The sequence below is a fragment of the Methylophilus sp. OH31 genome, from assembly GCF_000576615.1.
Classification (GTDB): Bacteria; Pseudomonadota; Gammaproteobacteria; order Burkholderiales; family Methylophilaceae; genus Methylophilus.
On the sequence record NZ_BAUS01000002.1, the window covers coordinates 717,237 to 740,521 of the forward strand.

Annotated in this window: 22 protein-coding genes and 1 tRNA gene; 5 read left to right on the forward strand and 18 right to left on the reverse strand. The window is 50.0% G+C overall.

The genetic code is table 11. From position 1 onward, the window contains the following. Positions 1–17 precede the first annotated feature (17 nt). Together OH31_RS05225 and OH31_RS05230 are read right to left on the reverse strand one after the other, a co-directional pair. Entirely contained in the window at positions 18–1,229 is a 1,212-nt protein-coding gene (locus OH31_RS05225; RefSeq protein ID WP_024929900.1) for a pyridoxal phosphate-dependent aminotransferase, read from the reverse strand. A gap of 140 nt (positions 1,230–1,369) precedes the next feature. Then, positions 1,370–2,386, reverse strand: coding sequence for a trypsin-like peptidase domain-containing protein (locus OH31_RS05230; RefSeq protein ID WP_024929901.1), 1,017 nt, complete (start codon positions 2,384–2,386; stop codon positions 1,370–1,372). Positions 2,387–2,544: 158 nt separating this feature from the next. On the opposite strand from OH31_RS05230, the gene uvrB reads away from it, so the two are divergent. The 4 genes from uvrB to OH31_RS05250 are packed head-to-tail and all read left to right on the forward strand — an operon-like array spanning position 2,545 to position 6,318. Then, positions 2,545–4,578, forward strand: coding sequence for an excinuclease ABC subunit UvrB (gene uvrB, locus OH31_RS05235; RefSeq protein WP_024929902.1), 2,034 nt, complete (start codon positions 2,545–2,547; stop codon positions 4,576–4,578). After that, the gene (locus OH31_RS05240; protein ID WP_024929903.1) at positions 4,575–4,841 is read left to right on the forward strand and encodes a SemiSWEET transporter; all 267 of its coding nucleotides are present in this window, start codon (positions 4,575–4,577) and stop codon (positions 4,839–4,841) included. The genes uvrB and OH31_RS05240 overlap by 4 nt, the downstream gene beginning before the upstream one ends. A 52-nt stretch (positions 4,842–4,893) precedes the next feature. Beyond that, positions 4,894–5,763, forward strand: coding sequence for a UTP--glucose-1-phosphate uridylyltransferase GalU (gene galU / locus OH31_RS05245; protein WP_019882014.1), 870 nt, complete (start codon positions 4,894–4,896; stop codon positions 5,761–5,763). 6 nt (positions 5,764–5,769) lie between these two features. After that, entirely contained in the window at positions 5,770–6,318 is a 549-nt protein-coding gene (locus tag OH31_RS05250) for a hypoxanthine-guanine phosphoribosyltransferase (RefSeq protein ID WP_024929904.1), read from the forward strand. A gap of 41 nt (positions 6,319–6,359) precedes the next feature. Here OH31_RS05250 and OH31_RS05255 read toward each other — a convergent pair whose 3' ends face one another. The 4 genes from OH31_RS05255 to OH31_RS05270 all read right to left on the reverse strand — a co-directional run bounded on the left by OH31_RS05255 (position 6,360) and on the right by OH31_RS05270 (position 11,537). Beyond that, on the reverse strand, positions 6,360–8,591 hold the full coding sequence (locus tag OH31_RS05255; protein WP_024929905.1) for a TonB-dependent receptor: 2,232 nt from the start codon (positions 8,589–8,591) through the stop codon (positions 6,360–6,362). A 96-nt stretch (positions 8,592–8,687) separates the two neighbouring features. Beyond that, a complete protein-coding gene (locus OH31_RS05260) occupies positions 8,688–9,275 on the reverse strand; it encodes a hypothetical protein (RefSeq protein ID WP_024929906.1) in 588 nt (195 codons plus the stop codon). 179 nt (positions 9,276–9,454) lie between these two features. Then, positions 9,455–10,258, reverse strand: a complete 804-nt coding sequence (locus tag OH31_RS05265; protein ID WP_024929907.1) for a hypothetical protein — start codon at positions 10,256–10,258, stop codon at positions 9,455–9,457. Beyond that, positions 10,251–11,537, reverse strand: coding sequence for a DNA cytosine methyltransferase (locus tag OH31_RS05270; RefSeq protein ID WP_024929908.1), 1,287 nt, complete (start codon positions 11,535–11,537; stop codon positions 10,251–10,253). Before OH31_RS05270 ends, OH31_RS05265 begins: the two co-directional genes overlap by 8 nt. A 102-nt stretch (positions 11,538–11,639) precedes the next feature. Between OH31_RS05270 and OH31_RS15365 the strand changes: the two genes are divergently transcribed. Then, positions 11,640–11,819, forward strand: coding sequence for a hypothetical protein (locus OH31_RS15365; RefSeq protein ID WP_370576183.1), 180 nt, complete (start codon positions 11,640–11,642; stop codon positions 11,817–11,819). Between the two features lie 155 nt (positions 11,820–11,974). Here OH31_RS15365 and OH31_RS05275 read toward each other — a convergent pair whose 3' ends face one another. The 12 genes from OH31_RS05275 to guaB all read right to left on the reverse strand — a co-directional run bounded on the left by OH31_RS05275 (position 11,975) and on the right by guaB (position 23,145). Next, positions 11,975–12,436, reverse strand: a complete 462-nt coding sequence (locus OH31_RS05275) for a hypothetical protein (protein WP_024929909.1) — start codon at positions 12,434–12,436, stop codon at positions 11,975–11,977. 252 nt (positions 12,437–12,688) lie between these two features. Next, complete coding sequence (locus OH31_RS05280) at positions 12,689–12,961, reverse strand: DUF6538 domain-containing protein (protein ID WP_024929910.1); 273 nt, start codon at positions 12,959–12,961, stop codon at positions 12,689–12,691. Positions 12,962–13,050: 89 nt separating this feature from the next. Next, positions 13,051–13,141: transfer RNA gene (locus OH31_RS05285), tRNA-Ser, on the reverse strand. A 105-nt stretch (positions 13,142–13,246) separates the two neighbouring features. Then, positions 13,247–14,626: an ATP-binding protein gene (locus OH31_RS05290; RefSeq protein ID WP_024929911.1), complete on the reverse strand. Its 1,380-nt coding sequence runs from the start codon at positions 14,624–14,626 to the stop codon at positions 13,247–13,249. Between the two features lie 32 nt (positions 14,627–14,658). Further along, positions 14,659–15,426, reverse strand: a complete 768-nt coding sequence (locus OH31_RS05295; RefSeq protein ID WP_024929912.1) for a response regulator — start codon at positions 15,424–15,426, stop codon at positions 14,659–14,661. Between the two features lie 87 nt (positions 15,427–15,513). Then, positions 15,514–15,972: a Spy/CpxP family protein refolding chaperone gene (locus OH31_RS05300; protein WP_019882027.1), complete on the reverse strand. Its 459-nt coding sequence runs from the start codon at positions 15,970–15,972 to the stop codon at positions 15,514–15,516. A 107-nt stretch (positions 15,973–16,079) separates the two neighbouring features. Then, positions 16,080–17,675, reverse strand: coding sequence for an ABC-F family ATPase (locus tag OH31_RS05305; RefSeq protein WP_019882028.1), 1,596 nt, complete (start codon positions 17,673–17,675; stop codon positions 16,080–16,082). Between the two features lie 90 nt (positions 17,676–17,765). Then, positions 17,766–18,368, reverse strand: coding sequence for a nitroreductase family protein (locus OH31_RS05310; protein WP_024929913.1), 603 nt, complete (start codon positions 18,366–18,368; stop codon positions 17,766–17,768). A 12-nt stretch (positions 18,369–18,380) separates the two neighbouring features. Continuing rightward, on the reverse strand, positions 18,381–18,878 hold the full coding sequence (locus OH31_RS05315) for a GreA/GreB family elongation factor (protein ID WP_024929914.1): 498 nt from the start codon (positions 18,876–18,878) through the stop codon (positions 18,381–18,383). A 33-nt stretch (positions 18,879–18,911) separates the two neighbouring features. Further along, complete coding sequence (gene trpS, locus OH31_RS05320; RefSeq protein WP_024929915.1) at positions 18,912–19,931, reverse strand: tryptophan--tRNA ligase; 1,020 nt, start codon at positions 19,929–19,931, stop codon at positions 18,912–18,914. A gap of 44 nt (positions 19,932–19,975) precedes the next feature. After that, positions 19,976–21,583: a glutamine-hydrolyzing GMP synthase gene (gene guaA, locus OH31_RS05325; RefSeq protein ID WP_024929916.1), complete on the reverse strand. Its 1,608-nt coding sequence runs from the start codon at positions 21,581–21,583 to the stop codon at positions 19,976–19,978. A 101-nt stretch (positions 21,584–21,684) separates the two neighbouring features. Next, positions 21,685–23,145: an IMP dehydrogenase gene (gene guaB / locus OH31_RS05330; protein WP_019882033.1), complete on the reverse strand. Its 1,461-nt coding sequence runs from the start codon at positions 23,143–23,145 to the stop codon at positions 21,685–21,687. Positions 23,146–23,285 lie beyond the last annotated feature (140 nt).

Below are 23,285 nucleotides of genomic sequence, written 5' to 3' on the forward strand. Positions count from 1 at the left end.
TTTCAGGCGAATGCTATTTAGTTGAGCGCTTTTTCAATGCGATCCAGTGCTTCTTGCAGGTTTTCCATACTGGTGGCGAACGAGATACGGAAGTAGCCTTCGGCACCAAAGGCAGAGCCTGGTACCACGGCCACATTGTGTTCTTCCAGCAAGTATTCAGCCAACGCCATATCTGACGCGTCTTTGATTTTGCCAGCCTGGTGCAGGCTTGCGATGGCCTGGCGTGCATCCGGGAAAGCATAGAATGCGCCGCCTGCCATTAAACAGCTCAGGCCTGGCATGGCGTTGAAACGGTCAACCACATATTTGTGACGCTCGCGGAACGCGGCCACCATCGGCTTGATACAGTCTTGTGAACCACTCAAGGCTGCTTCGGCAGCATATTGTGAAATCGAGGTTGGGTTGCTGGTGGATTGGCTTTGCAGGATTTCCATGGCTTTGATGATATAAGCCGGGCCTGCGGCGTAACCAATACGCCAGCCGGTCATGGAGTAGGCTTTGGATACGCCATTCAATACGATGCAGCGGTCTTTAAGGCCTGGCGCTGCATTGAGGATGTTATGGAATTTGTCGCCCGTCAGGTTGACGTGTTCATACATATCATCGGTGGCGATTAATACATGTGGATGCTTCAGCAACACTTCACCCAATGCTTTTAACTCGTCCAGCGTGTAGACCGCGCCGGTTGGGTTGGAAGGGGAGTTGAACATCACCAGTTTGGTTTTGGCGTTAATGGCTGCTTCCAGTTGTGCTGGCAGCAGCTTAAAACCTTGTTCGATACCGCATTCGAGAATCACTGGCTTGGCCTCGGCCACCATGGCGATGTCGGCGTAGCTGACCCAGTAAGGCGCTGGAATAATCACTTCATCGTGCGGGTTTAATACGGCCAGGCACAGGTTGAAAATGGTTTGCTTGCCGCCAACACCGACGATGACTTCGTTTAAGGCGTAGTCAAAACCGTTTTCATTTTTGAATTTATTCACGATGGCTTTTTTCAGCGCTGGAATGCCGCTGACCGGCGTGTATTTGGTGTAACCGGCATCAATCGCTGCTTTGGCTGCATCTTTAATATGCTGCGGCGTATCAAAGTCTGGTTCACCGGCGGCCAAGCCAATAATCGGGCGACCTTCGGATTTATATTTGGCAGCTTTGGCCGTAATGGCCAAAGTTGGAGATTCTTTAATGGATAACACGCGTGCAGACAGCACGTTGGCGGCAGCTTGGCTCAAGATTGCTTCCTTGTTGGGTCGACTATGCTCAAACAGGCCGCCGGGTGCGACCTGCAAAAAATTGAAAAACGCAATATTTTACGCAAAAAACCACGGCTGTGGAAGCTGGTGCAAGCGGTTTTTCTAAAAAAATCAAGCCGTTATTTCTGGCAATGTTGTTCGCAGCCGAGATAAGCCTGGTAGACGGAAACCAATAAGGGATCAATTTGCTGCAATTGGGTCTCGATCTGGTGCACGGTTTGCTGGTCGCCGAGTTGTTGTGCGACTTCTCCACGTCTGAACCAGGCTTCGACAAATTGTTTATCCAGGCGGACGGCTTGATCAAACGCACTGGCGGCCAATGCGAATTGCTTTAACGAGAGGTTCGCCAAGCCCAGGCTAAACCAGGCATCTGCGCTGGTGGGCTCTTGCTGTGTCCATAAGCTGCTCACTTTTTGCAGGGCTGCCCAGTCTTGCCGGGACTCAGGTACTGCTGCGCGCATATAAAAAGGCTTTTTGTCTTCGTCTTCTTCCCACAGGGCTTTGCCATGCACCGGGAATTCGGTGGTGGCGGGCATTTTCTCCAGTGTATCCAGCCATTCAACCGGCAGTGCAAAGTGGATGCTGCCGCCATTGCCTGCGGTTTTGAAAGTGTTAATGCCGACCAGCCTGCCTTCCATGTCAAACAGGCCGCTACCGCTGGCGCCCATTAAAAACTTGGCACTGCTGCGTATCATATTGCCAGGTTGCGTGGGGTAGAGGCCCTGAATTTCACCCACAGAGGTGATGGGTGCCGGTACGCCATTGGAGTGGCCGATGGCGGTGATTTCCTGGCCGCGTACCAGGTCGTGGCTATTGCCGCGAAGGACGGGCTTGAAGGGCATATTGTGGGTGGTGACCAGGCAGAGGTCGTGCCAGGCATCGGCGCGTACGCTGGTGATCGGGTAACTGTCTTCGCCGCGTGAAATCCAAGGCTGTTTGGTGGCGCGTAGTACATGGCAGTTGGTGACGACGCTGTTATCAGCAACCACCACGCCGGAACCATAGGCCATGCCACCATCCAGGTTGTAGCCGCGGATCATGACGACACCAAAATAGGCCTCCATCAATGCTTGCTGGTTGTAAGCATTGGCAACGGATGTGCCGAGCAATAGGCATGCTAAAAACAAGTGTTTCACGGAATCCCCCTGGTGCCTGTTTTGATGTGTTTGAAGTGACTGATTCTTGCGATAAAAGTTCGGGCGAAAGGCATCTCCGAAAATTGTAAATCCTGCGCCTGTGGCCGCAAAAACAGTTAAAATATGATTTATACCATTCTTGTCTCCAGATTGTTCTTGTGATCGTTACTTTCCCTGGCAGTAAATACGAATTGCACCAGCCGTTTCCACCTGCTGGCGATCAGCCACAGGCGATTGAAAAGCTGACGCAAGGCATTGATGATGGCCTGAAATTTCAGACCTTGCTCGGTGTGACTGGCTCTGGTAAAACCTATACCATGGCCAATGTGATTGCCCGCACTGGCAAACCGGCCATTGTCATGGCGCCGAACAAGACACTGGCCGCACAACTCTATAGCGAATTCAGGGAATTTTTTCCGAATAATGCTGTGGAGTATTTCGTCAGCTATTACGACTATTACCAGCCAGAAGCCTACGTGCCTTCGCGCGATTTGTTTATCGAAAAAGATTCCAGCATTAACGAGCATATTGAGCAAATGCGCTTGTCGGCGACCAAAGCCATTCTGGAGCGTGAAGATACGATCATTGTGGCGACTGTGTCGGCCATTTACGGTATTGGTGATCCCGGTGAGTACCATGGCATGGTGCTGCATATCCATCAGGGTAAAAAGGTTGCGCAAAAAGACATCGTGACGCAACTGATCAATATGCAGTATGACCGTAACGACTTTGATTTTAGCCGCGGCTGTTTTCGCGTGCGCGGCGATATTATCGATGTGTTCCCGGCTGAAAACAGTGAAACAGCGGTACGCATCAGTCTGTTTGATGATGAGATTGATAGTATCCAGTTGTTTGATCCGCTCACCGGGCAGGTATTTAACAAAATCCATAACTTCCGTATTTTTCCATCCAGCCATTATGTGACCGCGCGTGAAGCCACGGTGCGGGCGATGGATACGATTAAAGAAGAGTTACGCCAGCGCGTGAGCTTTTTTCTCAGCGAAAACAAACTGGTTGAAGCGCAGCGTATTGAACAGCGTACGCGGTTTGACCTCGAAATGCTGAATGAAATTGGCTTTTGCAAAGGCATTGAAAACTATAGTCGCCATTTAACACGGCGCAATCCGGGCGATCCACCGCCAACATTGATTGATTATCTGCCTGAGCAGGCATTGATGATTATTGATGAAAGCCACGTCACCGTGCCGCAGGTCGGCGGCATGTATCTGGGCGACCGTTCGCGTAAATCTAACCTGGTGGATTATGGCTGGCGCCTGCCGTCGGCTATGGATAACCGGCCACTCAAGTTTGAAGAGTTTGAGCGCATTATGCGCCAGTGCGTCTTTGTGTCGGCGACCCCGGCGGATTATGAAAAAAATCACCAGCAGCAAGTGGTGGAAATGATTGCGCGCCCGACTGGCCTGGTTGACCCTGAAATCACGGTGAAACCGGCCGATACGCAGGTCGATGATTTGCTAGGTGAAATTAAACTACGCGTGGCTGTGGGCGAGCGCGTGCTGGCGACGACGTTGACCAAGCGCATGTCTGAAGATTTGACCGATTACCTCAGCGAGCATGGCGTCAAAGTACGCTACTTGCACAGTGATATTGATACGGTAGAACGCGTCGAAATTATCCGTGACTTGCGCCTGGGCGAGTTTGATGTGCTGGTGGGCATTAACCTGCTGCGCGAAGGCCTGGATATTCCTGAAGTGTCGCTGGTCGCCGTACTGGATGCTGATAAAGAAGGCTTCTTGCGTTCTGAACGCTCATTGATTCAAACCGCGGGCCGTGCAGCGCGTAACCTCAATGGTACGGTGATTTTTTACGGCAACAAAATTACCCGCAGCATGAAACTGGCGATGGACGAAGCCGATCGCAGACGCAAAATCCAACTGGCGTTTAACGCCGAACATGGCATCACGCCTAGGGGTGTGACCAAGCGCATCAAGGATATTATTGACGGCGTTTACGATAAAGACGAAGCACAACGTGAACGCAAAGCCGCCCAAGAGCAGGCCAGCTATGAAAACATGAGCGAGAAAACCTTGACTAAAGAGCTTAAGCGGGTTGAAAAAGCCATGCATGATGCGGCCAAGAACCTGGAGTTTGAAAAAGCGGCCCAATATCGTGACCAGTTGAAGAAGCTTAAGTTACAGGCGTTTGGTGCCGAAGTAGAAGATTTGAAATGACCGCGTTAAATCTGTGTATTGGTTCGATTGCCGCTGTGTGCACTACGATAGCATTTGTGCCGCAGGTGATTAAATCATGGCGTACCAGAGATTTAAGCGGAATATCACTGCCAATGTATACGATATTTACGACCGGCGTATTGTTATGGCTGATCTACGGCATATTGAGGCAGGATTGGCCTGTGATCATTGCCAATGCGATCACCGCGATACTGGCTGGCGTCGTTCTTTGGTTAAAATTAAAATCTGTATTAAGCCGTTAAATTAAGATTGATTGTTGATTATTTTTATAATTATTTTGTTTAGGATACGACCATGAAAAAAATTACAAAAGCCGTTTTTCCGGTGGCGGGGTTAGGCACCCGCTTCTTGCCGGCGACTAAGGCCAGCCCAAAAGAAATGCTGCCTGTTGTTGATAAACCGCTGATTCAGTATGCGGCCGAAGAAGCCATCGCCGCTGGTGCGACTGAGCTGATTTTTATCACGGGCCGTAACAAGCGTTCGATTGCCGACCATTTTGATAAGGCCTATGAACTGGAAGCCGAACTGGAAGCCGCCGGCAAACAAAAACTACTCGATATCGTGCACAGCATTTTGCCAAAAGGTGTGAGTTGCGTGTTTATCCGTCAATCACAAGCACTGGGTCTTGGCCATGCGGTATTGTGTGCTAAGCCGGTCGTGGGTAACGAGCCATTTGCCGTGTTGCTGGCAGATGATTTGCTGGTGGGTGATGTCTCTATCACCAAGCAAATGGTAGATGTCTATGCCGAGCAACAATGCTCAGTACTGGGCATTGAAACCGTGGCGCCGGAAGAAACCAGCAGCTATGGCGTGGTTGATGCGATTGCTAAAACAGATGATTTGCTCGAAGTAAAAGGCATGGTGGAGAAACCTAAACCAGAAGAAGCGCCTTCTAACCTGGCAGTGGTTGGCCGTTATGTGTTGAGCCCACGTATTTTTGATTGCCTGGAGCATGTCAAACCTGGCAAAGGCGGCGAAATTCAACTCACGGACGGTATTTCTGCCTTGATGGAATACGAGAAAGTGATGGCTTATCGCTACAAAGGCAAACGCTATGATTGCGGTAGCAAACTGGGCTTTATGCAGGCTAACGTTGAGCTGGGTTTAAAGCATCCTGAAATCGCCGATAGCTTCAGAAGCTATTTGAAATCACTGGCAATCTAATCAGGCATGCTCGCGGCACAAGCGCAGTCGCCAGATTTCTGGATCGCCCATTCAGATGTCGTGTTTACAGCGGCAGAAGTCGGCCTTGCCATTGATCGCATGGCTGAGCAGTTGCGTGATCAGTTATCTGGCCAGCCTGCGATCTTGCTGTGTGTGATGCGTGGCGGCTTGTATCTGGCGGGCCAGTTAATGAGTCGTTTGCCATTGCCAGCCCGGCTGGATTACCTGCAAGCCAACCGCTATCACGGCACTGCCGGGCAAGAAATCGTCTGGAGCAAACAGCCAGAACTGGATCTGGCCGGGCAAACCGTGGTGGTACTGGATGATATTCTGGATGAAGGTATTACGCTGGCTGCGGTGGTGGTGTATTGCCAGCAAGCGGGCGCCAGCCGCGTGCTGACTGCAGTACTCACCGAAAAAGATAACGGCCTGCAAAAACCACTGCAGGCCGATATTGTCGGACTCACCGTGCCTAACCGCTATGTGTTTGGCTGTGGCATGGATGTGTATAGCTGGTGGCGAAATCTGCCAGAAATCCGCGCGTTGCAAGCCTAGTGTTGACATGCCAGTGCTTGCGTTATTCAGGCACTTCATTCTCAAAATCGATATTCGCCACTGACACCCCATAGCCGGGGTTCGTTATAAATCGCGATCTGATTGCCTAAAAAGTCTTTTCCCTTGGCCACGGCAAATTGCTGGTTGGTCAGGTTTCTTACCCATACGCTCCACAGCCAGTGCTGTTTATCCGTGGTGTAGTTGAGGCAACTGTTGAGCAAATTCCTCCTGGCAAGCTGGCTGGTTTCTGGCTCATTACTGATACCGCTATAAGTGGCTGATTGATAATAGTGTTGCAGGCTGGCTTCGAGTTTGCCTTTTAGCATGCCTGAGTAAAAACCATAATTTAGCGTGTTGGCCATACTCCAGCGTGGCGCGTCAGGCAGCGTCTGGCCAGAGGCATCGGTGCCATTGGCACCACCGCTGGGAAAACGCAGGTAGCTGGCATCCAGATAAGCCAGTGTTGAGTTGATATGCCATGCCAGGCCAATCGGGACTAGCGCGCTGAACTCCAGCCCTTGCGTTCTCACGCTGGCGGCATTGCGCAACTGCAATACTTGCGTGTTTGCGCCTAGCCGGGAAAACTGGAACACCTGGTAGTTGTCGTAATGATTCACAAACAGTGCCGTGTTGAAATCAAACGCCCTGTGCTGGTAATGCCAGCCCAGCTCCAGGCTATCCACAGACTCCGGTGCGAACGCATAGCCATCCTGCACTTGTGCCCGATTCAGAAAATCTACATTCCAGCCCCCATTTTTATAAGTCCGTGCAAATTTGGCTAACAGGGTATTTCTTTGGTTGGGGTGAAAGCTCACCGCCAGCAGTGGAGAAAAAAAGTGGTTAGCCATGGCCTGCTTTTGCTGGTTCAAGGTGCCGATACGAAAAGCGCCACTCTGTGAACCATCCAGGCTGAAATCCAGCTGCTTTTGCTCCCACTGATAGCGGCCACCTATGTGCAGCGTAAAAGGGTCCAGATCGTAACTGGCATTGGCATATAAAGCCTGGGTCTGTGTGTTTACCTTGGCCTGCAGAGGCACCACAGCACCTGCCGTCACGCCAAAAGTGGCACCAAATGGGGTGAATACAGTGGCTGATGGCCGTTTCACCAGCGTTGCCATATCGTTGCCAAAAACCGCACGCCTGTCATTTGATTGATCTTCCTGCGAGAAATACAGGCCAGCTACGTAGTGTAGCGCCGCCTGCGTATCCGAGCTGTAACGAAACTCCTGGCTGGTCAACTGCTGGCGGTCCTTGTAGTAGGTTGCCAATACATCATTGCTGCTATAGTCATTATCCGTTTGCCGGTCATGTCTGTGGTCCCTGGCCGCCACGATTACCTCCAGTTGCGCGAGATTGGCCAACTGCCGTTCACTCTGGATGCTGAATCCTTGCGCCAAGGTGTGTGAAACGGGCTGCGTATTTACAAACACGCGTGAGAATGAATTGCCACTTTGCGCTGGTTGACCAAACATACCGGTGAGTGGCTGGGCCAGAAAGTTCTGGTTGTTGAGGTCTGCATAGTCTGCATACAACTTCAAACGATGCTGCTCACTGGTTTGTATCTGCAACTGGGCCCGGGCGGATGTATTGTCCTGATCTTTCAGCGATTGACTGGTATGGTCATTCTCGACATAGCCGTCACGCGTTTCTTTTCTGATCGCGATACGGCTGTTGATATGCTCTGCGAGAGGCATATTCATGACCGCTGTGGTTTCGCGATAATCGAGATGACCAAGCCCAAACTTGATCTGTGCCTGGGGTGTGGCCGTGGCTTCTTGTGTTGTGATGCGGATCGCCCCGGTATCGGATTGATTGCCATGTGTATACCCCTGGGGGCCTTTGGCAATCTCCACTGCATCAACATCAAACAACAGGCTTTCCAGCGACATCGTGGGGCCAACATTCACGCCATCCACATATATCGCAGTACGTGCATCAAAACCGGCATTTCTGCCACCACCACCTACGCCGCGAATATACGCACTTTTATAGACGCCATATTGCTGTATGGAAAAGTTGGGCAGCAAAGTGTTCAGCTGAGAGATCTGGCTCACATGTGCGTTTTGCAAGCTGTCGTCTGCAATCACCTCCGCCATTAATGGCGTGTGATGCGTCGAGGCATTTCTTTTGACGGCAGTGACTTCAACATCGGGTAATTCGATCTCGTACACATCCTCTTCTGCAATTGCCGATTTGCTAATGGTGATGGCTAATAGAAAAAGAATGCGTTGATTGAGACCGCGTGGAACAGGAGAGACTGCTTGCATGGACATGATAGATTTTTATATTTTTTAAAAATCTATCATGTTTAGGCCTGCTTGTGAAAACTAAAGCCAGAACGCTGGCGGCAGAGGGGGGGCTGGGATAGGTTAATCTTGAATACAGGTTTTTGTATGTTGTACCATTTTTCCATCCATGAGTTGTGTCGTTTCTTCTCCCAAGCGACACTTCTTGTCGGCATCCAACACCCATACATCGTGATAAATTTCTGTATAACTAGAGGTATTCCATGCCCAGATGGTTTCATGCCCTTGACCATCAAGCGCACTCACTTCTCTTAGTTTGCTATAGCCATTCAACTTCTTATCCATGATCTCTAACAAACTGGTTGCTGGCGTATCCCATATCAGCTTTGCCGTCGTTTTGTTCATTTTAAATAGCCACATAGGGCAGTCATGCGCACTACATAAACAGGCATGCGCAGGTTTCACCAAATACGCCTTTGTGGATTTGCTCAAGCTCACTAACTGCGCTTCAAATAAGTCATTGAGCTTAACCTCTTGGCAAGCGTTTATGCCGTCTGTAGCGATTTTTTTGCTTAGCTGAGTAATGAGGGAGGAGGGAATCTTAACTGGGTTCTTGACTCTTTGCTCAGCACCAAACTCTTCAGCACTTTGAGCGCATAGAACGATGAATAACAGGGAGAATAAAGCGGTGATCGATGCTGATAATTTCATAGGGTTAAGGCTTGTTGGCGGAGAAGGAGGGACTCTTACTCGTTCTATACCAAATAACTTATATGTTTGTGGGTATAACACCTGTAATGGCAAAGTGTAACAGATAAGTACGCTACCGTTCTTTAGACTCAGTGTCACTTTGGGTAAGCATCTGTCTGGTTTGTAGGCTGAACGAGGTATTAACCTCCGCGAACATTGTAGCTAACTAATTCGGTTGCAGATATTTCGGAAGCAGCCACTAGCTGATAGTGACGCTCTTCAACTACCTTTATATCCCCGTCCTCTACGGTCATTTCAAACAGTGCAATCTTGTTGCCTTGCATGAACTGAGCCGATACAGCTCGACAGATAAGTGTAGGAAATTTCTCGGCACAGCACGAGATGTCTTGTTGGGTCTGTACAACTCCATGCCTATCACTACCGCCCTTAGCCTGCACCGGAATAACAAATTGCCTTCCGTATTTATCGACACCAACGTAAATTTCATCAATCTCAATCTGTCCGATTGACTTTACTGTTGTTCTCAGATGGTTCTGGAGGGAGTAGGTGGTAACACCAAGAAAAATGTCGATTAAGCGGTTATAACGAACCTTTGCAAGAAGCGCTTGCTCGTCGGACTGGGCGTAAGCCGTTATAATTTCTGGAGTAGCATCAGGTATCTTTATCGTTACTAGGCTTGGACTAGGGGTGATTGGATTAGCAGAAGCAAGCCTGAAACGATACTTAGCGCGGCCAGCACCTTCTATAATCCACTCCTTACCTTTGGTCGCAGTTTTTGTAATTCCTTTCGGCAAGTTATTCCTATAGCGAAAGGAGTACAAGACATCCCCAATGTTCTTGGGAAGTACGATACCTAATTTAGTTGCGGTTTCTTCAAATTCTAAGCGTGTAAATTCAAATGACTCTAGCCTTCTAGAGTGGTGACTATTAAATATACTCTCGATAATTGCATCATATCGATTTATCGTTTTTGGCTTAGACACTAGCAGTCTCCCATTCATCTTTTTTAACGCGGGTTTTTCGAGTTCTTTGGCCAATAACAGATGCTGAAACACTAAAGTAATTTGCCGCTGTACTCATGTTCAAGCTAAGAAGCTCCTCGCCCCCTGAGCCAAGCACTAAGGTAGCCAAAGGTTTCTTGAGCTTAAGCTTTAGAGCTTTAACTATTTGCCTTGCTACTGCTCTGCCCAGCAAGGGTGGGACGCTGTTGCCGATCTGTCTAAAACCATGCCACTTGGTTACATGGAAGCGGAACCAGTCGGGGTAGGAGTGAAGCCGTGCAGCCTCTCTGACAGTAATGACTCTTGGCTTAAAAGGATGTATCGGGCGCGGTGAGGTAAATGCACCTCTTGCACTGTCTGTACCAGCTCTTAGCGTGTTGCAAACTCCGTGAGGGTTTAGTTTGTGGAATCTGCTAACAGGCTCTGATTTACCATGCTCAGTTTCGAGAAAACGTTTTTGTGAAAGCGCAGTGTGTTCTGTTCGCATGCTTGCTGTTAGCACATTTTGGTCGAAGTCACGTGGGTAACTTACATCTTCTGCATCAAAATCAAAGCCGCGAAGTATGCGAGCGTAGCGACTCTCAGTATTGAATTCTACTTCTACAGAGTCAGAGCTTAGTAGCTCATCAAATTCATCCGCATCGGGTAGATCACCAATTGCCTCCATTACGCTTACTTTACCAAGTGGATTAGGGTACTCCGGCAGTGCTTCTCCATTTCGAGCTGCTAGCAAGAACAAACGACGGCGATCTTGAGGAATGCCATAGTCCGCAGCATTTAAGACTTTATAGGGTCGTAAAACATTGTAGCCAATTTGACCAAGAGCCTCAATCAGCTCGTCTAATAGCTGTTTGTGCTTTCCTAAAGTCAGACCTTTTACATTTTCAAAGACACAATACTTTGGATTTAGCTCTTGAACTAGGCGGACATAGTGAAAAACCAACTGATTACGAGGGTCTTCCAGTACTCGCTTACCTATCATTGAAAAGCCTTGGCATGGCGCTCCACCGAAAACGCAGTCGATGTCTTTATCTCTAAGTCCAGCCCTATGGCGAATCACATCTCCAGTCAGTTCGGTGACACTAGAGCAAATGACTGTTGTGTTTGGAAAGTTATATTCATGTACTGCACAGTGAACTGGATCGATCTCGACGGCAGCTGCAATATCAAATCCTGCTTGCTCAAAACCAAGTGATAACCCACCAGCTCCAGCAAATAGATCGATGCCAATTGGTCGGTTGTTTTGCTTATGTAAATTCATTCAGCCTTCTTTTAAATAAATCTAGATTCTTTAATTGCACAGTATATGCAGTGTATTTGTGACTTGACTAGCAATCAACTTACCCTTTAGTTTGCTATCAGGATGACGGAGCTACAAGAAGCGGTAAGCTTTCATGCATCTAATGCTATTGCAAGCTTGCGTAAGCAAAGGCGCTACGCTAATGTTGTTTACTTGTCCTTGAAGAACAGCCCATTTGATAAAGCTGTGTACTTTGGTGCAAGCCTTGCAGTTCCTTTTCCAGCATCTAGTCATAGCCCTTAGCAGACAATACGCGCTGGTTTATGGGTGTTTAAGCAGATTTATAAAAGGACATATACTACCAGAAGGCAGGCGTCATGTTGATGGGTCTTGTACATGCAACAGGGTAGCAAACCTATTTGGATTGACTGAAGGCCACAGCCCCTCTGCAAGCTTAATCAGCCTATTAGTGCCATCGCTGCGAACATTGTTTGATTTAAACCTCTGCATAGGTTGATAGTCCCCCAAATGCCACAACCTAGAATACCTAACTCAAAAAGTATGTAGATTGTTTTGTATGTCTTTTCGGTGAGATACGGTTCTTTTCCGTCAAGCCTTGGTCTCCATGAAACCTCTGCCATGAAGTAGTCTCTTAGAATAATTAACATTATCATAAAGAAAAAGCACATTGTGGCTGTAAATAAGTAGTACCAACCATGATGTAGATAACCCGCCATTGCTGGAGTAATCTCCGCTTTGGGTTTAGTTGCAAATACGGTCACCGAGGTTGTGAACGTACCTCCAGCTAAAATGAATGCGTAGTTAACCAGCTGTGTAGCTCGATTCCTGTTATCTGCTTGATGAATATTAAAAGAATCTAGTTCTTCCCGACTTGGACTTTTTGCGGTGTTCTGTGTCATTTGTATATCCTTGGTGTACCAACAACTTTACCTTGATATGCGTCAGCTAGTGCTGAAGTAGTAACTAGGGTTGTGCAGATTATTTAAGTATAAGCAGCATTATCGAACTAACCATCAAGAACCGAATAGTGCGATAAAGGCCCTGCATTGCTCAGTATTTGGCTAACTAGACTCAGTAAACTTAACTTATTGTATCAATTATGTTTGACCTTAAATAAGCGTATATTTCTGAGTCATTAATGGTAAAGGCCTTTACCAATGGATTCTTTTGCTCTTGACGTGGTCTGTGTATCTTCCTGTGAAGTGGGTCAGGCTCAAGCACAAGGTTTGCGGAAGCAGCAGCAAAAGCATGTCATATTCTGTTGCAATCTGACGCACTAAAGTTTCCGCTAATTTGCGTTCTTTTGTACCCAAAGATTTCATGGCTTCTTTGCCGAAGAGGTGGACAAGTTCGACAGGAGTTTTTCGTCTGTAATAGTAGGCTGAGCCGCGTTTAGCAAGATGTGCACACATAGGTTCTTTCATATGTTCGGTGTAACACACACTGCGGTAAATTACTCTTTAAGTCATTGATTTAGATAGGGGTGTTTATTCTATAAGGCTCTAAGGCTTGTTGGCGGAGAAGGAGGGATTCGAACCCTCGATACGCTTTCACGTATGCCTGATTTCGAGTCAGGTACATTCAACCAGCTCTGCCACTTCTCCGGGATGTTTTGCAACCTTTTGGCACTCCAAAAGGTTGCTGGGCGATTAGTCTACACTGTGGCGCGCGTGCTGTTCAATAAAAATCTCATAGCCATGATTGGTAGATTATTGCAGTGGTAATGCGATCTGGATCACCAGGCCAGAAGCGGGTAATGGTTTGTTGCTAATGGATAGTTTGCCACCATGTTTTTCAACAATCATGCGGGCGATGGCGAGGCCGAGGCCGGTGCCGCCTGTTTGCCGTGAGCGTGAATCTTCCAATCTGCGGAATGGTTCCAGTACATTGCTCAGTTCTTGGGGCGGGATGCCGGGGCCGTCGTCAGAGATCACGAAAATGACCTGTTTGTCTTCTGCGTGCAGTGACAGCGCAGGAGTTTGCGCATAGGCAATTGCGTTATTCAGCAAGTTGGTCAGGCAACGTGTTAACAAATGTGCCGAGCCGAGGGTGGTAATGGACTGTGTGGGCAGGCTGCTGGCGATGGCATGGCCAGCATCTTCAAAGTCATCGCATACGGCGGTTGCCAGCGCGGTCAGGTCGACTTTGCTTTTATGGATGTTTTCACCGCACAGGCGGGCAAAGTCCAGGCCTTCGCGCACCATGGCCTGGGTGGCGGTGAGGTCTTTGATCAAGCCTTGTTTCAACTCCTGGTCTTTGACTTTTTCCAGGCGTAAACGCAAACGCGTGAGGGGGGTTTGCAGGTCGTGCGCAATCGCACCCAGAATAAAGCCACGCTCCTGAATATGCTTGAGGATGCTGCGCTGCATTTCGTTAAAGGCTTTGGCAGCATGACGCACCTCGGTGGAGCCTTCGTTTTCAGGCAAAGGTGCGTGCTCGATATTGTGTGCCAGTTGTAAGGCGGCATTTGCCAGCTTGCGCAATGGCTGGGTGGCAACGGAGGCGACGGCCCAGATAATGCTAATCAAGCCAAAGAATGCCAGCACAATGGTGAGCGGGTTGCGTTCATGTGGTGGCCCGGCCGGTGGGCGATGACCGCCGTAATGCAGTTCGATCAACACAGATGTATTGTCTTCAAGGTGCGTGTACACCGCCAGGCATTGACCATGAGGATGCGGCGGTGGTGCACCAAAGCCGGGCGGTGGTGGCGGAGGGCGGCGCGGCGCGCAATGGCTGGCCTTGGACAGGCTGATAAAGTCTGCCACTTCAGGCACCAGCAAGTTGTTGAGGTTGGCTAATTCTGCAGGCAACAGCGGCGCATTTTGCGGTGGTTCTACGCCCAATGTGACATGGCTGCCCATACGTTTAAACACGTCCTGAATCTCGGAGCGTTTTTCGGGCACGGTCGCTTCGAGGATGCGGATCATGCTTTCAATGCGGTCAAATGCGAACTGGTCGCGCAGGCGCGTTTCATTTTCGCGTGAGTCGCGTTGCCCCAGCATGCTCACTACCGTCGCGGTGAGCAGAATACCAATGACGGTAATCAGGAAGATACGGACCGACATGGTGCCCAGCAATTTCTTTATCATCACTCTAGTGCTCTTTATAGTCAGGTACTCTTTTATTTAAGATAACGGACGTCTGCGGTGAGCAGATAGCCTTCATTACGTAGCGTTTTGATCATGGATGGACTCTTAGTATCCACTTCAAGTTTCTGTCTTAATCTACTGATTTGTAAGTCTATTGACCTGTCAAATGGACCTGCTTCTCGGCCATGCATTTCCTCCATCAACTGATCGCGACTCAAGGTGCGGTTGGCGTGCAGCAGCATAAAACGCAAGAACTTGAATTCGGCATTGGACAGTGGAATGCTGGTGTTGCTTTGGTCGATCAAGGTCCGGTTCTGGATATCCAGCGTCCATTCATTAAAGCCAATAAAGCGCAAAATACCGCTGTCAGCAGGTTCTTCGTGATGCGCCTTGCCAGGGTTTTCTGCATGCATGCGCGAACGGCGGATGACACTGCGGATACGCGATAACAGCTCCAGCGGCTCAAACGGTTTTGCCACATAATCGTCAGCACCGGTTTCCAGGCCCATAATCGTATCCAGCGAACTGGTGCGCGCGGTGAGCATAATAATAGGTAGCAAGCGGTATTTGGGCGATTCACGCAACTCACGACACAGCTCGATCCCGCTGCGTTGCGGCATATTGATATCGAGGATAATCACGTCTGGTAGTTGCCGCTCTAGCGCTTGCCACATTTGTGCGTGATTGGCTGCCTGATGGGTGATCAGTTGATTGTCTTGCAGAAAATCACACAGCAAATCACGAATCGCATCATCGTCATCTACTACCAGTACATGTGTGTCGGGATGGCCGTCAGTCATAAACAAAGTCTCGGGCTTACAAGATTGAATATTGGAGCACAAAAACCGGCCATTGTGGCCGGTTTTGCACATTAAATCAGGATGGTTTTATTTTTCATGACGTGGACCACCGTGATGTGGTCCTTCATGTTGAGGAAAGGCATTTTCATCAAATGCTTTCTTCTGGGCATCGTTCAATTGCGCATAAAAAGTACGCACTGCTTTAGCACGTTCAGCCTGACGCGTATCACGCTCTTTGTCCCAGGCTTCCATTTTATCCAGACGTTGCAGCGTATTGAGTTTGCTTAACTCAGCCACATCTGGATGCTCAGCTTTGTCTTGTGGCTTGATTTGCGCCTGATAGTTTTTCCAGGCGTTTTCCTGGACACTGGTCAGTTGCAAAATGGTATGCAATTTTTCCTGGTGCTTTTCAAAATGCTCCAGGCGGTGTTCCTGCCAGTTGGTTTTGTCAAATTTACCTTTGTCGCAACCATGGCCGGGTTCGGCAAAGGCGGTGCCGCACACCAAAACCAGAAGACCTGCGAATGCCAGTTTTTTCAGTTTCATGATGTATCCTTTAATCATTATTGCGAAATTGCAATGTTGACATTAAAACACCCGAATGTATCGGGTGTTTGTCTGATGAAACTGGCTATGTAACAGAGTGTATCTGCTTATTCGATGCCCTGGCTGGCGAGGTAATCCTCATAGTTGCCAGTAAAGTCGACAATGCCATTGGCTTTGATTTCGATAATACGGGTGGCAATCGAGCTGACGAATTCACGGTCATGGCTGACAAAGAATAGGGTGCCTTTGTATTTATCCAGCGCAGTGTTCAGCGCTTCAATCGATTCCATGTCCATGTGGTTGGTTGGCTCATCCATGAGTAACACATTGGTTTTTGCCAGCATCAGTTTGCCGTAGAGCATACGGCCTTTTTCACCACCAGAGAGCACTTTGACTGACTTTCTGGTCGCCTCGGTCGGGAACAGCAAACGGCCGAGCATGCTACGTACGGTATTGTCGTCATCGCCTTGCTGACGTTGTGCGGTCATCCATTCAAATAGATCTTCGCCTTTTTCGAACTCGTATTCATGGTCTTGCGCAAAATAGCCAAGCTTGGCTTTTTCTGCCCATTTGACTTCGCCATGTTTAGGCGCAAGATCACCGGCCAAACAGCGCAGGAACGTGGTTTTACCGATACCGTTTTCACCAATGATGGCGACTTTTTCACCGGCTTCAAACATCAGTTCTATATCGTTGAATAAGGTCTTATCAAAGCCATGGCTGAGTTTTTTGAGTTCCACGGCATTGCGGTGCAGTTTTTCCCTATCGTCAAATTCAAAGCGGATAAACGGATATTGGCGGCTGGAAGGCTTGAATTCTTCCACCTTGATTTTATCAATCTGCTTGGCACGGCTGGTGGCCTGCTTGGCCTTAGAGGCGTTGGCAGAGAAGCGGCGCACAAAGTCCTGCAAATCGGCAATTTGCTGTTTGGCTTTGGCGTTGTCTTTGGCTTGCTGGTTACGCGCAGCAATGCTGGCTTCCATGTAATCATCGTAGTTGCCAGGGTAAGAGGTAATCTTGCCGTAGTCCATATCACAAGTATGCGTACATACCTGGTTTAAGAAGTGGCGGTCATGCGAAATGATGACCATGGTGCAGTCACGATTGTTGACCACGTCTTCCAGCCAGCGGATGGTGTTGATATCCAGGTTGTTGGTGGGTTCATCCAGCAGTAATACGTCCGGGTTGGCAAACAGCGCTTGTACCAGCAATACACGCAGCTTCCAGCCAGGTGCGACTGCGCTCATCGGGCCGGTATGTTGCTCCAGTGGAATGCCTACGCCTAATAGCAATTCGCCCGCACGCGCTTCGGCGGTGTAGCCGTCATACTCGGCAAATACGCCTTCGAGCTCAGCCGCGCGCATATAGTCGTCTTCCGTGGCTTCGAGGTTGGCATAAATGGCGTCACGCTCCTGCATGGCCTTCCACATTTGTTCGTGGCCCATCATCACTACGTCCAGCACGCGCTGGTCTTCGTAGGCAAACTGGTCCTGTTTCAAGAACGCCATGCGTTCGTTAGGGTCCAGACTGACGTTGCCGCTGGTAGGCTCGAGTACACCAGCCAAAATTTTCATAAAGGTGGATTTACCGCAGCCGTTGGCGCCAATCAGGCCATAACGGTTACCGTCGCCAAATTTGACAGAGACATTTTCAAACAGCGGCTTGGAGCCAAACTGCATGGTGATATTGTTAGCAATTAACATGAACAACCTTCAAAAGTTTTGCCGCAACTGAGTACGGATAAATAAATGCTTTAAAAATGCATGGCGAACAGGTCGCAACATGCCTGCTAGTTAAAATGTGTTGTAGATGACAACTTCATCCATAGGTAGCTGACCACCGCGTGGTTTGGCTTCTTCCAGCGCTTTGCCCACTACCACAAACATCACTGGCACATGGTCGGCAGGCAGGTTGATCAGCTTGGCCACGGCGTCAAAGTCGAAACCATCCATCGGGCAGGTGTCATAGCCCATTTCCTTGGCGGCCAGCATCAGCGTCATGGCGGCCATGCCACCCGAGCGCATGCCTTCATCACGCTCAGCCTGCGTGTGATCAGTGTAATAGTCATGAATCGCCTTCACCAGATAGTCGCTTACTGGTTGCGGTGCATTCACCCAATAGCGCGCCGGGTCTTTTGCCCAGGCTTTGAGGTCTGCCGTCAGGACAACCAGCAATGAGGCATCGGTCACTTGTGCCTGGTTCCAGCTCACGGCGCGGATTTGATGACGTAATACCGGGTCAGTCACCGCCACAAACCGCCAGTGCTGAATATTGAAAGCGGTCGGCGACAGCATGGCCAGCGAGAACAATTGCTGGATTTCTGCTTCTGTCATGCGATGGGCAGGGTCGTAAGCTTTGATCGAGCGGCGTTCCTGTATGGCTTGTGATACGTTCATGTTGTGTGTTAATCAATACTCAATAGTTAAAATATCCAGCTGCAAAGGGCCAGCCGGGCGCTGCCAGACCGTGCTGTCGCCGGCTTTGCGGCCGAGCAGGGCTTTCGCCACTGGTGACACATAGCTGACTTTTTGCTGCGCAATATCTGCTTCATCTTCACCGACGATCTGGAAAACGGATTGTTCACCGGTTTCGTCTTCTACCTGCACTTTGGCACCAAATAATACGGTGTGCTGCGGCTGCTGTGCCGGATCCACCAATTGTGCAGAGTCCAGCCTGGCGACAAAGTAACGCAGGTCGCGGTCAATTTCAGCCAGCTTTTGCTGCGCGCTTGGGTCTTCTTTGCGCGCAACGTACTGGCTGCGAGCAGTTTCCAGCGTTTTGACGGTTTGCTGTAATTGTTGCAAACCCTCTGGCGTCACATAGTTCGCATGCGGGCTCAGTGGGCGTTCCGGTAAGTCAGTCCCGGCCAGCTCCAGATCATCTTCTTTAACAAAACCGCGACTCATGCTGTGTGTTGTATCACCTGAAAGTTACAACGCTTAGAAGTACGTCAGCCCCAGCGCAGCCCGCACTTCACTCATGGTGTTTGCCGCGACTTCGCGTGCCTGTTCGGTGCCTTCACGCAGCAATTGCAAAATGTAGCCCTTGTCATTTGCCAGTTCGGCGCGACGGCTGCGAATCGGTTCCAGCATTTCCTGCAACACGGCTTCGAGGCGTTTTTTAACGATGCTGTCTGCCAGGCCGCCACGTGTATAGTGTGCTTTGAGCTCAGCGACGGCGGCTTTGTCAGTATCAAACGCATCCAGGTAGGTGAAAGCGATATTGCCTTCAACATGGCCCGGGTCTTCAATTTTCAAGTGCAGCGGATCGGTGTAAACGCGCTTCACTGCCTTAGTCACTTCGTCAGCCGTCGCACCCAAGTTAATCACGTTACCCAGTGATTTGCTCATTTTGGCCTTGCCATCAATGCCTGGCAGGCGGCCAAGCTCTGGCACCAGCGCTTTGGTTTCAACCAGAATCTCTTGTTTGGTGCTGGCATTCTTATAGGTACGGTTAAAGCGGCGCACGATTTCGTTGGTTTGCTCAATCATCGGAATCTGGTCTTCACCCACTGGCACCAGCGTGGCTTTAAACGCCGTGATATCAGCGGCCTGGCTGACAGGGTAGGTGAGGAAACCCGCCGGAATATCACGTTCAAAATCACGCAGGCGAATTTCCTCTTTCACAGTCGGGTTGCGCTCCAGACGCGCCACTGTGACTAAGTTGAGGTAATAAAACGCCAGTTCAGTCAGTTCAGGCACTTGTGACTGGATAAAAATGGTCGACAGTTTAGGATCAATGCCAACAGCCAGGTAATCCAGCGCCACTTCCACCACATTGCGGTGCACTTTATCAATATCATCCATATTGTCGGTCAGCGCCTGTGCGTCGGCCAGCATCACATATTGCTTGTATTCATGCTGATATTTGACGCGGTTGCGCAAGCTACCAACAAAATGCCCCAGGTGTAACGGGCCAGTCGGGCGGTCGCCAGTGAGGATAATGGATTGTGTGCTCATCGTATTGTGCTCTAATCGGTCTGAGATTGGTTAGTGAATGAAGGTTATTCCCACTCGATGGTGGCAGGCGGTTTGCCGGAAATGTCGTACACCACGCGGTTAATGCCGCGCACTTCGTTAATGATGCGGTTGGAGACTTTGCCCAGTAAGCTATACGGCAACTCTGCCCAGTGCGCGGTCATAAAGTCGCTGGTGACGACGGCGCGCAACGCGACCACATAGTCATAGGTGCGGCCATCGCCCATCACGCCGACTGACTTCACCGGCAAGAACACGGTAAATGCCTGGCTGGTGAGGTCGTACCAGGTTTTACCTGTGGCAGCGTCTACGGTGTTGCGTAGCTCTTCAATAAAGATAGCATCTGCGCGTTGCAGCAATAAGGCAAATTCGCTTTTCACTTCACCTAAAATACGTACACCCAGGCCTGGGCCTGGGAACGGGTGGCGATAGACCATGTCGCGCGGTAAGCCGAGTGCAACGCCGAGCTCGCGTACTTCGTCCTTGAACAGGTCGCGCAATGGCTCCAGCAGTTTCAGGCCTAATTGTTCAGGCAAGCCGCCGACGTTGTGGTGGCTCTTGATGGTCACCGCTTTTTTCGATTTGGCGCCACCGGATTCAATCACATCCGGGTAAATCGTGCCTTGCGCCAGGAAAGTCGCGCCTTTGTGGCCAGCGCCGCTGGCTTTCAGCTTGGCCGCTTCAGCTTTAAATACTTCCACAAACTCGGCACCGATGATTTTACGTTTGGCTTCCGGGTCACTGACGCCAGCCAGTTTGCCCATAAATTGCTCAGTAGCGTCCACGCGGATCACATTGGCATGCAGGCGGCCAGCGAACATTTCCATCACCATATCGCCTTCATTCAGGCGTAACAGGCCGTGGTCTACAAACACGCAGGTCAACTGGTCGCCAATCGCGCGATGAATCAAGGCGGCTGCGACGGAGGAGTCAACGCCGCCGGACAAGCCTAAAATGACTTCTTCGTCACCAACCTGGGCCTTGATTTTTGCCACTGCTTCGCTGATGTAGTCACCCATGATCCAGTCTGGCTTCGCCGCACAGATATCCAGTACAAAGCGCTCCAGCATGGCCTGGCCTTGTTTGGTGTGTGTGACTTCAGGGTGGAATTGCACGGCGTAGAAACGGCGGTCTTCATCGGCCATGGCAGCAATCGGCGTCGTGTCGTTGCTGGCGATGACTTTAAAGCCTGCTGGCAGCTCGGTGACTTTGTCACCGTGACTCATCCAGACGTCAATCAGGCCATGGCCTTCTGCGTTGGTGGCATCCTGGATGTCTCGGAACAGGGCAGAGTGGCCGCGTGCGCGCACCTGCGCATAGCCAAACTCACGCTTGGTGCCTGCTTCTACCTTGCCACCCAGTTGTTGCGCCATGGTTTGCATGCCGTAGCAAATGCCCATCACTGGTACGCCCAGTTCAAATACAGCCTGCGGTGCCTTGTCGGTTTCTTCTTCATAGACGCTGGCGTGGCTGCCGCTGAGGATAATGCCATCGGCACCAAAGCTTTTGACGAATTCTCCAGACACATCACAAGGGTGGATTTCACAATATACATGCGCTTCACGCACGCGACGGGCGATCAGTTGGGTGACTTGTGAACCGAAATCTAAAATAAGGATTTTTGAGTGAGACATTTTTTTAGCCACAGAGTGCACAGAGGACACAGAAGGTTGAGAGAAAAATCTCTGTGTCCTCTGTGTCCTCTGTGGCTTGGTTTAATAATGGTCAGTGAGACTTAATCTACGCGATAGTTAGGGGCTTCTTTAGTAATTTGTACATCGTGCACATGCGATTCACGCATGCCGGCGCTGGTGATTTGTACAAACTCAGCTTTATTGCGCATGTCTTCAATGGTGGCACAACCGACATAGCCCATGGAGGCACGCAAGCCGCCCATCAACTGATGCACGACGGCGAATACACTACCTTTGTAAGGTACACGACCTTCAATGCCTTCTGGTACCAGTTTGTCAGCGTTCGCCGTGTTGTCCTGGAAGTAACGGTCAGAAGAGCCTTTTTGCATGGCGCCGATAGAACCCATGCCGCGGTAAGACTTGTACGAGCGGCCCTGGAACAGTTCGACTTCGCCCGGTGCTTCTTCGGTCCCGGCAAACATGCCACCCAGCATGACGCTGTATGCGCCGGCTGCGATGGCTTTTGAAATATCACCAGAGAAACGAATGCCGCCGTCAGCAATAAATGGTACGCCGGATTTTTCCAACGCTTTGGCCACGTTGCTGATAGCCGTAATTTGCGGCACACCGACACCAGCGACGATACGGGTGGTACAGATAGAGCCTGGGCCAATACCGACTTTCACGCAGTCGGCACCGTGGTCCACCAAAGCCAGCGCGGCTTCAGCGGTGGCAATGTTGCCACCAATGACTTGTAGTTTTGGATATTTGGTTTTCGCCCATTGCACGCGGTCCAGCACGCCTTGCGAGTGTCCATGTGCGGTGTCGACGACAATGGCGTCTACGCCAGCTTCAACCAACGCATCAATACGCTCGTCAGTGCCTTCGCCCACGCCCACCGCTGCGGCGACGCGCAAACGGCCTTTTTCATCTTTACAAGCTAATGGGTGATCGTGCGATTTTTGAATATCCTTGACGGTGATCAGGCCTTTGAGTTCGTAGTTTTGGCCGACGACCAACAGGCGCTCCAGGCGGTGCTTGTGCAGCAGGCCCATGATTTCTTCACGGCTGGCACCTTCTGGTACGGTGACCAAACGGTCTTGCGGTGTCATGACATTGCTGACGGCTTGGTCCAGGTTGGTTTCAAAGCGCAGGTCACGGTTGGTGACAATGCCGACGACTTTGCCATCTTGCAAGACTGGCAGGCCGGAGATTTTTTGTTGTTTGGTAATGTCCATCACTTCACGCACGCTCATGGCGGGGTGGATGGTCACCGGGTCAATGACGACCCCGGATTCGAAACGTTTTACGCGGGAGACACGGGAAGCCTGCATCTCAATCGTCATGTTTTTGTGAATGATGCCCATGCCGCCCAGTTGTGCCAGCGCAATTGCCATGCGTGCTTCGGTAACTGTATCCATCGCAGCAGATAACAGCGGGATATTTAAAGTGATGCTTTTGGTCAGCTTGGTACTGAGGTTGACCTCGCGAGGCATGACATTCGAATGGGCTGGAACGAGTAAAACGTCATCAAAGGTCAGGGCTTGTTGCAACAAACGCATGTGAATTCCTTATCTCCAAAATATAATTATACCGATTTCGTTTTGCCTTGACAAAGCGTTTTGCATTTTTTGCCGGGATGCTGGTAGTGTTTGGCATGGTTTGTGCATGGATGTTTTTTAATTAAGAGCAGGGCGTGAGT